Origin of the sequence: Actinomyces sp. HMSC065F11, assembly GCF_001813085.1 — a bacterium.
GTDB classification, from domain to species: domain Bacteria; phylum Actinomycetota; class Actinomycetes; order Actinomycetales; family Actinomycetaceae; genus Gleimia; species Gleimia europaea.
In genome coordinates this window covers 21,412-31,713 of the sequence record NZ_KV811471.1, presented here as the reverse complement: position 1 = coordinate 31,713, position 10,302 = coordinate 21,412, and the positions used below count along the sequence as shown (strand labels likewise).

General features: G+C 57.5%; 9 protein-coding genes. 2 read left to right on the top strand and 7 right to left on the bottom strand.

Translation table 11 applies throughout. The annotated features are described in order from the left end of the window. Positions 1 to 100: 100 nt before the first annotated feature. Genes HMPREF2891_RS05660 through HMPREF2891_RS05650 form a run of 3 tightly spaced genes read right to left on the bottom strand, consistent with a single transcriptional unit; the run spans position 101 to position 3,312 of the window. A complete protein-coding gene (locus HMPREF2891_RS05660; protein ID WP_070620778.1) occupies positions 101 to 754 on the bottom strand; it encodes a class II aldolase/adducin family protein in 654 nt (217 codons plus the stop codon). 6 nt (positions 755 to 760) lie between these two features. Further along, a complete protein-coding gene (locus HMPREF2891_RS05655) occupies positions 761 to 1,792 on the bottom strand; it encodes a 2-hydroxyacid dehydrogenase (protein ID WP_070664322.1) in 1,032 nt (343 codons plus the stop codon). Beyond that, positions 1,789 to 3,312: an FGGY-family carbohydrate kinase gene (locus HMPREF2891_RS05650; protein ID WP_070664320.1), complete on the bottom strand. Its 1,524-nt coding sequence runs from the start codon at positions 3,310 to 3,312 to the stop codon at positions 1,789 to 1,791. The genes HMPREF2891_RS05655 and HMPREF2891_RS05650 overlap by 4 nt, the downstream gene beginning before the upstream one ends. A 180-nt stretch (positions 3,313 to 3,492) precedes the next feature. Here HMPREF2891_RS05650 and HMPREF2891_RS05645 point away from each other — a divergent pair, with 180 nt between their 5' ends. Beyond that, a complete protein-coding gene (locus tag HMPREF2891_RS05645; RefSeq protein ID WP_070664318.1) occupies positions 3,493 to 4,299 on the top strand; it encodes a DeoR/GlpR family DNA-binding transcription regulator in 807 nt (268 codons plus the stop codon). 4 nt (positions 4,300 to 4,303) lie between these two features. On the opposite strand, the gene HMPREF2891_RS05640 is transcribed toward HMPREF2891_RS05645, so the two are convergent. Next, positions 4,304 to 5,089 carry an SDR family oxidoreductase gene (locus tag HMPREF2891_RS05640; protein WP_070620789.1) on the bottom strand — a complete coding sequence of 262 codons (786 nt, stop codon included), beginning with the start codon at positions 5,087 to 5,089 and terminating at the stop codon, positions 4,304 to 4,306. A 135-nt stretch (positions 5,090 to 5,224) separates the two neighbouring features. Here HMPREF2891_RS05640 and HMPREF2891_RS05635 point away from each other — a divergent pair, with 135 nt between their 5' ends. After that, a complete protein-coding gene (locus HMPREF2891_RS05635) occupies positions 5,225 to 6,466 on the top strand; it encodes an MFS transporter (RefSeq protein ID WP_070664316.1) in 1,242 nt (413 codons plus the stop codon). Here HMPREF2891_RS05635 and HMPREF2891_RS05630 read toward each other — a convergent pair. From HMPREF2891_RS05630 to lysS, 3 genes are read right to left on the bottom strand one after another with little or no spacing between them, the layout of a single operon-like run. Beyond that, complete coding sequence (locus tag HMPREF2891_RS05630; protein ID WP_070620797.1) at positions 6,463 to 7,146, bottom strand: potassium channel family protein; 684 nt, start codon at positions 7,144 to 7,146, stop codon at positions 6,463 to 6,465. The genes HMPREF2891_RS05635 and HMPREF2891_RS05630 overlap by 4 nt on opposite strands. Further along, entirely contained in the window at positions 7,139 to 8,593 is a 1,455-nt protein-coding gene (locus HMPREF2891_RS05625) for a TrkH family potassium uptake protein (protein WP_083311274.1), read from the bottom strand. The genes HMPREF2891_RS05630 and HMPREF2891_RS05625 overlap by 8 nt, the downstream gene beginning before the upstream one ends. Before the next feature lie 56 nt (positions 8,594 to 8,649). After that, a complete protein-coding gene (lysS, locus tag HMPREF2891_RS05620) occupies positions 8,650 to 10,197 on the bottom strand; it encodes a lysine--tRNA ligase (RefSeq protein WP_070620800.1) in 1,548 nt (515 codons plus the stop codon). Positions 10,198 to 10,302 lie beyond the last annotated feature (105 nt).

Genomic DNA, 10,302 nt, shown 5'->3' with positions numbered 1-10,302 from the left:
AGAACCCCTACTATTAAACTGTCTAACTTTCAGGAGACAATTCAAATCGGGGCCGCGCCCTATCTCAACTAGGCGTTAGGTTACACCTGAGTTTGCCGGGCTAGTCCTTGTCTCGCGCGGGCTGTTTGCCGTAGTCGGCCATGCCAACTCCCGCATCGTGCATCTGCTTCTCAGAGAGCAGCGCCACGGGCAGACCCGTTGAGAGTGCGCGCAACTGAATCTCGCAAATGTATTCGAGTAGCGGCAGACCGTTTACGGCCTTCTTCAAGCTAGGGCCAATGGTGATAGCGCCGTGGTTCTTCATGAGCGCTGCAGTGCGACCTTCAAGTGCCTTGGTTACGTTGATTGCCAAGTCGTCAGAGCCGAAGCCCGCGTAGGGAGCCACACGGATCGGGCCGCCAAACATCGCACTGTAGTAGTGCGAGGTGGGGATTTCATCGACCACCAAGCCGAGCGCAGTCGAAGCCGGAGCGTGGTTGTGCGTGACAGCCAGCGCATCCGTGGACTTGTAAATGTTGAGGTGAAGGGGCAGTTCCGAGGACGGCTTGAGCTTGCCATCTACGATATTACCCTCCATGTCCGTAACCACCACGTCCTCGGCGGTCATTTCTTCATAAGGAACGCCCGAGGGAGAGATGGCAACGAGGTCATCTACGCGCACAGACACATTGCCAGCGGTGCCTACAATGAGCTTCTCGGCCTGCATGAACAGGCATGTTTCAACGATTTCTTTGCGTACTTCTTCTAGAAGCATGATTTCCTACTTTCTGAGAACATCCGGGTTGGCAACGTGGGCGGGAGTTTCACCGCGAGCGAATGCGGCGATGTCTGCCGCGCCGATCTTGGCGGCAAGAATGGAAGCATTCTTGGAAGCGCCCGCTAGGTGCGGGGTAAACGTGATTCCAGGCGTCTTGAGCAGCCTGTGGTCTGTAGGCATGGGCTCTTCTGGCAAGCAGTCCAGTGCCGCGGCAAACAGGTGACCAGAATCAAGCGCATCCGCGAGGTCGTCGTAATCAACCAGCGTTCCGCGGGCAGCATTGATGAAGATCGAGCTTTCCGGCATGAGGGCAAACTTTTCCGCGTTCATCATGCGCGTATTTTCCTTTGATTCGCGCACGTGAAGCGTGACGATATTGGAGGCCCCCAGCAGGTCCTCGAGATCGTCTACGAACTCAATGTTGTCCGCCCCGCTGCGATCCTTGGTCCACGGATCGTAAACCAGCACCTTGCCACCGAATGCGGCAATAATGTTGGCCACTCGCCTACCGACGTTGCCGTAACCAATGACACCAACGGTTGAAGATCCGATCTCGGGCCCCACGTTGTCGAAGATGTAGTAGTCCGACCTCCACTGGCCGCCCACAACCTCCATGTGGCGCTGCGCGATCTGACGAGCAGCAGCCAGAATCAGGGCGACAGTGTGCTCCGCGGTTGCTACCGCGTTGCGGCCCGGTGCGTAACTGACGAGCACCCCGTGTTTGGTTGCGGCATCAATGTTTACGTTTACCGGCCCACCTCGACAAATGGTGATCATCTTCAAGTCCGGGCAAGAAGAAATCACTTTTTCGGTAAACGGGAAGGTGTGCGAGAACGCCACGTCAACGCCTTGGAGCGCTTCGATTAGTTCGTCCTCGTCACCGAGGGCCTCGCGAACCTCACCCACGTTATGGAATGGGGGCACGGGCCAGGTGGAGGCAATCGAAGAAACTTCCGCGTCGGGAAGCTCACGCAGTAGCGCCTCCTTCAAAATGTCGTCCCTTAAAAACTGGTCTGATGCGAGTAGAACTTTCACGCCTCGCTCCTTTCACCATTGTTGCGACGCAATTCGCGCATTTCAGGCCACACCGGCTGCAGAGCCTGGCGCGTCTTCACGAATACTTCATGCGACTTCTTGTACGCCTCGTACTTTGCCGGGTCCGGCTCGAAGGTCTCTAGCGAGGTGCGCAGAGCCTCCGACGCTTCCTCCACAGTGTCAAAGCGGCCGGCGGAAACCAGGGCCAAAACTGCGGCTCCGCGAGCGCCAGCCTCGGGCGCGTCTTGGCGCACAACTGTCTGCCCGGTGGCGTCCGCCAGGATCTCGCAGATGAGGTCGGAGCGGAAGCCGCCGCCAGAGACCACCAGGTCAGAGTGGATCTGCAGCGTGTTAATGCACTCAACGAGGGAGAACGCCACGCCCTCGTACACGGAACGCAAAATGTCTTCGGTGCTCGACGTGAGCGACATTCCCGCCCACGAGGCCGACGCGTTCGTATCGAGGAAGGGGGCGCGCTCGCCACCGGGTGAAGCGTAGGGCAAGTACACCACGCCGGAAGCGCCCGGCTTCGACATGCGGGCAAGTTTTTCAAGTTCGGTCCAGCTATTTTCTTCCAGACCCAAAACCTTGCGAATCCAGTCGAGGTTGGGCGTGCCCGTCATGGGAGCCATGAACTCGAGCACCTGCTTGCCGTTGCCAGTAGCAAGCACCATCGACAGGTCAGAGCGGCGCTCACTAACCGACGGCAGTAGCGTTCCCACAAAAGCGGTGGTGCCAAGAATCAACCACGAATCACCATTTTCGAGGGCGCCCAGACCCATGCCGGTTACCGCAACGTCGATCATGCCCACGCCAACCGGAGTGCCCGCGGGAATACCGGTTTCACGCGCCGCCTCTTCACTGAGGGGCACCGCCTTGCCGTCCGCGCGGTGAATCTCGGGGAGCAGCCTTGCGTATTCCTCAAGACCTAGATCTTTAGCAAGTTCTGCGCTGAACCCGTCGGTTGTACGCACGTCCAAGAACGAGCGCGAGGCCTCCGTGTAGTCGGTTAAACGCTCACCGGTGAGCTTAAACCGGATCCAGTCCTTACAGTTCAAATGCGTAGTTGCGCGGGCCACCACATCGGGCTGCGTAGCCGCCAGCTCCTCGATCAGCACCGGGAACAGGCCGCCAAACGTAGTTGTACCCGTAACCTCTAGTACCTTTGCAGCGCGGCCGTCCTCGTCCCACTGCTTCACGCGCTCTGCGGCGCGTCCATCCAACCAGTTCGCGGCCGGACGCACCGGCTCGCCGGCCTCATCAATCAGCCATGCACCATCGCCCTGGCCGGTAAGACCGATACCAACGATCTTGGAGTCCCTAACCTCGCTTGCAACTTCGCGCAAGCACGTAGCCACGGCCTCCCAAATCTGATTCATGTCCTGCTCAGCTTCACCGTTGTCCCCGTACTGAACCGGAACAGCCTCGTGATGCGTTGCCAAAATCTTTCCGTGCAGATCAAATGCCACAGCCTTTACTGCTGTAGTGCCGCCATCCACGCCGATAACAACTTCTTGCACAGCTTTCCTCCCTAAACCGAGCAACCCCAATGTCGCTCACCACAGTCAGAGTAGAATGAAAGCCGTTTTTTATCAATACATTTGCGGTTTTTCTCAAAATAATGAGAAAACAATGCAAAGTCAGCTCAGGTTTTAGATATTCTTAAGTCAAGTCACATCATTTTTCGCAAGGATTGTCGCATGCCTTCAGATGCAAAACCTACTCTGGCCCCCACAAAATCCGACTGGTCAGACCCACCCAGCCGGCGCGAGTGGATAACCGACACACTTTTTGAGCTGGGCGAACTGCACATCGAGCAGATTGCGAACGCCCTCCACGTATCTACCGCCACCGCATACCGAGACGCGCAAACCTTGGAAAATCAAGGAATCGTCATCCGTTCAAAAGGATTCTTGCGCGCGATCGCCCCGTCCACTGCCGAACTTCCCGCAGCCGTGCGGGCCAAACGTCAGTTGGACGAGAAGCGCACCCTTGCACATGCGGCAGCAAAACTTGTTTCACCCGGCGACGTAATTATCCTCGACGATTCCACAACCAACATGCCCCTGATACCGATCTTGAAACACATAAAGTCACTCACCATCATCACTAACTCGCTTTATGTGGCGCGCGAATTTAGCGAAGTGCACTCGATCCAGCTAATCCTGCTGGGTGGCAACTACATGAACTGGGCCGACTCGTTCTATGGAACACATGCTACCGAGATGGTTAAAGACTTCCGCGCCGACATCTCATTCATGTCAGATGCCGCTGTTTGGGCAGGCGCGATCTACAACCCGAAAGACTTCGTGGTCAACATGAAGCGGGCAATACTGGGGGCTTCACACCGCAAGGTGTTGATGCTTGATCACAACAAGTTCTCGCGCGCCGCCTGGCAACGCACCGCATCACTCGAGGAGTTCACAACCATTTTCACCACCACTCGCGCATCTTCCAAGGACGTTGAGAACCTGCGCAAGTACTGTAGCGACGTGCGGGTAGTTTAGCCCGCTACAGGACGGGCGTTGCTCCCCCATCAAGGCGAACAGCGGTGCCCGTAATGTAAGCCGCCTGCTGCGAAGCGAGGAACGCGACCGCGGCGCCCAGCTCGGCCGGATCTCCCAGGCGTTTCACCGGAATGGTCTGTTCAAACCGCTCGCGAACATCTGCGGCGCTCACGCCCTCGCGGGTAGCGGCGTCTTGGTCAAGCTGGTCGATACGCGGCGTCAAGATGCGGCCTGGATGAACCATGTTCACCGTGACGCCATCCCCGCCCACCTCTTGGGACAGAGCCTTCAAGTATCCCGCCAACCCTTGGCGGCCAATAGTTGAGAGCACCAGCTGCTGAGAGGGGGTAACCACCGCGGTGGATCCGATTGCAATAATCCTGCCCCAACCGCGCTCACGCATTCCGGGCAAAACCCGATTAACCATGCGCACGTGCGGTTCAATAAGGCGCGCAGCGGCTCCTGCAACATCCTCACTCGTGATCGTTGAGGGAGAAGCTGGCTTCGGCCCCGGCCCATTCAATACCAGGATGCTAACCGGCCCCAGCTCGCGCTCGCACGTGCTGATGGCCTGTTCAATGGAGGTGGCATCCTCAACATCTAGCGGCACCTCTAGTGCAACTCCGCCGGCCTCGCGAATCTGCTTAACAACTTCCTCGCGAGCCTTTGCAGTGCGGCCCGTAACGCAAACATGCGCGCCTTCCGCAGCAAGCGCCAGTGTGCTCGCCCTACCCAGCCCGGACGTCGAGGCCGCAACGAACGCAACTTTCCCACTGATTTGCAGATCCATGGATTTCTCCTAACCGTTTTAATACCAGCCTAATCGCGCTGGCATCGCACGGCTAGGCAGGTTCACTTTGGTTACCCTTATTAGCCGGCCTCAGCCAGGTTTCATAAGGTGGAAGCCGAGCGAGGAAGGTGGCACGTGGCAGAAGATGAAAAGACCGAAAGGTCCAACGTAAACAGGTTCATTGGCGCGAACGCCCTGCAAAATATTGGCGACCAGGTTATCGCCGCAAAAACTGTTTTGCCGTGGATACTGCAGGCCGACGGAGCGCCCGGCTTTGCAATCGCCATGCTCGTACCCGTGCGCGAATCCCTCTCCATGCTCCCTCAGGCCGCGTTCACCCCGTGGGTTATCGGACACAAGCGGCGCAAGAGCATCTGGGTGATTGGAGCGATCGGCCAGGGCGTAGCCGCCCTGCTCATGGCAGTTGTCGCGGCGTTCCTCGAAGGCTTAGCTCTTGGCCTCGCCTTCCTCCTACTACTCGCTGTCTTCGCTACTTTCCGTTCCCTTTGCTCGATCGCTTCAAAGGACGTGCAGGGCCGGATCGTGGACAAGGGCAAACGCGGACTCATCACCGGACGCTCAGCCGCTATCGGCGGCCTCGTCTCGCTCGTGATTGGCCTTAGCATCTCCCTCACGCCAGCGTTACAAAAGCCTAGCTCCCTCGTAATTCTCATTCTGCTTTCCGGACTCATCTGGTTCCTGGCCGCCCTGGTGTTCAACAAGATTGATGAGCCAATCGATCCGGATGCCGATGGAGGGGGCCTCGACAAAGCGTGGTGGAAAGACACCTGGGAACTGTTCCGCGACCAAAAGGACTTCCGCAACTTCGTGATTGTGCGTTCACTGCTGCTCGTATCGGCGCTTTCAACAGCTTTTATCGTCCTGCTCTCGCAAGAGGTGGGCAGCGACATCACAGGGCTTGGCCTGTTCCTGGTTGCGTCCGGACTTTCCGCACTTCTTGGCGGGCGAATTTCCGGCAAATTTTCTGACAAGTCCTCAAAGAACACCATGTCCATTGGAGCGGGGGCGGCCTCCGCAATCATTTTGCTCACCCTCGCTGCAGTTCATTTTGGGCCCCAAACTGCCCTAACGTGGATCCTGCCGACCTCGTTCTTTGCCCTCAACCTCGCTCATATTTTGGTGCGAGTGGCGCGCAAGACCTACATCGTTGACATGGCCGAGTCGGACGTGCGGACACGGTACGTGGGAGCCGCGAACACACTCATGGGCATCATCTTACTTCTAGTGGGTTTGGTCTCAGGCGCGCTCACAATGTGGGGTGCTTCGCCTGCACTGATTTTCCTGGCACTCGTTGGTTTTGCGGGAGTGTTTGCAGCTTCTCGCCTACCCGAGGTTTCAAAACCAGCGGCGGATTAAGCAAACGCGATCTCGAGGTTGTTGGACGGGCCTGCGGCCAAAACGGTTTGCCCCGCAACCAGCCTGGTGTCAGGCGAAACCTGCTCCCACGTCCCATCCTCTTGCCGAATGCCAATCAAGGTGACCCCGTGCCCGGACCTGAAACGTGTTTCGCTCACCAGTTTCCCGCCCACTTTTTCGGGGACAGTAGCCGTTGCCAGAGCAAACCCATTTCCGAGGTCAAAAAAGTCTGAAAGCCTGCGCGTAATCAGGTGTGCGGCCCTCTGCCCCATGTTCTTCTCCGGCTCAAAAACATGTTTTATTCCCAGCTGCCGGAAGATCTCCGCCTGTTGCGCAGTTGCCGCCTTCGCCCAAATTTCTGGCCCATCCAGCTGCAACAATGCGGATGCGACGAGGATGGAGGATGCCAAGTTCTCTCCGATTGCAACCACGGCAGTTTGGAACTCATCGACGCCCAGTTGCTGTAGCGCCTCAACACTGGACGCGTCAGCTTTCACCACCTGTGTGAAACGCCCCCTCATTGCCTGGACTACGTCCGTATCCTTGTCTATTCCAAGCACCTGCACGCCAGATGCAACGAGCTCCTCACCCATTGCCGTTCCAAAGCGTCCCAGGCCGATGATGGCAACATCGCCAGCTTCTCCTGCACGAACTCGCGGGAGGAATGAAAAACTAACCAATGATTGGCCTTTCCTTAGGAAGCTCATAAAGCTTCGTATCGGGTCGAATAGTTAAGACTGTTGCAACTGCCACGGGCCCCACTCGCCCAAAGAACATGAGCGCGCAAATAATCAGTTGCGCCGCAATAGGCAACTGCGGAGTGATCCCTGTTGTTAGGCCCACCGTGCTCAGCGCGGATATGACTTCATACAACACCGGATCCATTCCCCAGGGCGTGAGCACCATGATCATGGCGGTAGCTCCTACAACTAGGCTAAACGCAATCATCAGCACCGTAATCGCTGCACGCTGAGTGGAGCGGCCGATGCGCGAGCCAAACAATTGCACGGCCTGGCCTGCCCTAATTTCGGTCAGAACTAAAAAGACGAGCACCAGCATGGTCGTAATCTTCACGCCACCTGCGGTTCCAGCCGGGCCTGCCCCAATAAACATGAGAATGTCGGTGACCAGCCAGGTGACGTCACTTTGCGTCGCTATATCCATCGAGTTGAAGCCGGCTGTGCGTGGCGAGATTGCCGTGAACAGGGTGATGAGAAGCCTATCTGCAACGCTGTACTGGCCCGTTTGTGAAAGGTTGTTCCACTCAAGTAGCGTGATAAGTAGCCAACCGGTAAGAATGAGGCCAATAGTTCCGTGCACCACTAGGCGCGCGTTAAGAGACCACGGCCATCTCCTCTTCCTCCTCGTTTTGCATGCGTGCACAATTTCAGCCAGAACCGGGAATCCGAGGCCTCCAATCACAATCAGAATTGAGATTGGCAAGATTATGAACGGGTCTGTAGCAAACGGGATCAAACTGTCGGTTTCCAAAGAGAAGCCGGCATTATTAAACGCGGAAATGGAGAAGAATGTGCCCCACTGCAACGCCTCCCCCAGCGATTTGGAGCGCGCGTAGAAGTCGATTACCAGCGGGATCGCAAGAACTACCTGCACGATGAGGGCCATGCGCACGATACGTCTTACGAATCCGCGCATGTCTGACATTGTGAGGGCGCCGGTGATTTGAGCGACCACGAGGCGTTGGCTCAAACTCAGGCGGTGCGCCACGTATACGGCGAGGAGGGCAGCGAACGTCATCGCCCCCAGGCCGCCGACCTCAATGAGTATTGCGATCACTGCGTGGCCGAATGTACTCCAGTATGTGGCCGTATCCACCACGATAAGGCCAGTTACACAGGTGGCCGAGGTTGCGGTGAATAGAGCTACAGACAGCGGCGCCCCTCCTGCAATGGAGGGGCCGGCAACTGCCACCGGCACATTTCCTGGCCACATGGGAGCGCCAGACCTTGCCACGGGGAGCATAAGCAATACGGTTCCAACCGAAATCGCTATGCCCAGCCCAAGCAGGGCCATTCGTGCCGGGTAAAATCCTGCGCTTCGCGCTTGCACGCGTCTTTGCTTACGAGCTTTCTGCTCGCCTAACATCTTGGCTTTGATACCAAGCATTGTAGTGCTCTGGCCAATGAAAACGTGATGCCGATTGCGTATGAGCTAACTTACAGTCAGTTCTCGATGCGCTTTACTAACGGGAACGTGATGGTTTCGCGGATTCCGTATCCCGTTAGCGCCATCAGCAGGCGGTCGAGGCCCATGCCCATACCACCCGTGGGCGGCATGCCCTGTTCCATGGCCTGCAGGAAGTCTTCGTCAAGAACCATCGCTTCCGGGTCTCCGTTTGCCGCGGCAAGCGCCTGGGCTTCAAAGCGCTCACGCTGAATAACCGGGTCAACCAGCTCGGAGTAGGCGGTGGCTAGCTCAAAACCGCGAACGTACAGGTCCCACTTCTCCACGCGGCCAGGCAGGCTGCGGTGCTGGCGAACCAACGGGGACGTATCCACCGGGTAGTCGCGCACAAACGTCGGCGCCCACAAGTGATCGCCAACTTCATGCTCAAAGATCTCTTCCACTACCTTGCCCGCCACAGCGTGATCCGGAACAGCAATTCCGCGTTCCTCTGCCAGCTTCACAAGGCGGGAAAGCTCTGTTTCTGGCGTGATTTCTTCCTTTACGGCTTCCGAGACCACCTCGTAAAGTGAAATCTCATCCCACTGTCCAGAAAGGTCGTATTCGGAGCCGTCGGCAAGCGTTACCTTCTCGGTACCAAACACGTCCCGCGCGGCCTTCTGAATGAAGTCACGAGTGCGGGCAGCCATCGTGTTGTACGTGCCGTAGGCCTCGTAGGCTTCAAGCATGGTGAACTCCGGAGAGTGCGAGGAGTCCGCGCCCTCATTTCGGAAGTTACGGTTGATTTCAAAAACCTTTTCCACACCGCCAACCACTGCGCGCTTCAAGAACAGTTCCGGCGCAATACGCAAGTAAAGCTCCGTGTCGTAGGCGTTCATGTGGGTTTGGAACGGGCGGGCGGCCGCGCCACCGTGAATGTTTTGGAGCATCGGAGTTTCGATCTCCAAGAATCCCTCGCGGTGGAAGTAGTCGCGTAGCGACCACACAACGTCCGCGCGCGTGCGCACCATCTCGCGAGCAGCCGGACGCAAAATCATGTCGAGGTGACGCTGGCGGATACGAGCCTCCTCTGAAAGGCTCATCTCTTCGCCGGCATCCGTCGTGAACGTCTTCGGCAGTGGCCGTAGCGCCTTCGAGGTGATACGCCACGCGGGAGCGTCCTCACTCGGCTGAGCGAAAATGGAGAGCTCGCCGCGGCGTGAACGCATTGCCGGCCCGTGTACAAACAGGTGATCGCCAAGGTCTACGTTTGCCTTGAATTCCTTTAGCGAGTCGCTACCCACCTCTTTAGCGGAGAGCATCACCTGAATGCGGTTGCCCTCGCCATCTTGGATGACAACGAACTGGAGCTTGCCGGAGCCGCGAATAAACATAACGCGGCCAGCGACGCCCACGGGCGCGGGTGACTGCTCGTCGATTTCGAGGTGGTCGAACTCCTCCCGCACCTTCTTGATGGTGCTGGTGATGGGCAGTTCTACCGGGTAGGGATCGGTTCCCTCTGCGAGCATGCGCGCACGTTTTTCGGCGCGAACACGAAACTGCTCGGGGGCTTCTTGAATTTCAGACGACTCGTTGTTCTTTTCCACGTCCCCATCGTACTAAAGGGGCGCTACATGCGGGAAATAGTGGGCTAATATCACGTTTCGCGCGCTCACGAGCGCTCAAGTTCGAAGGGCGTCGAGCGCTACTAG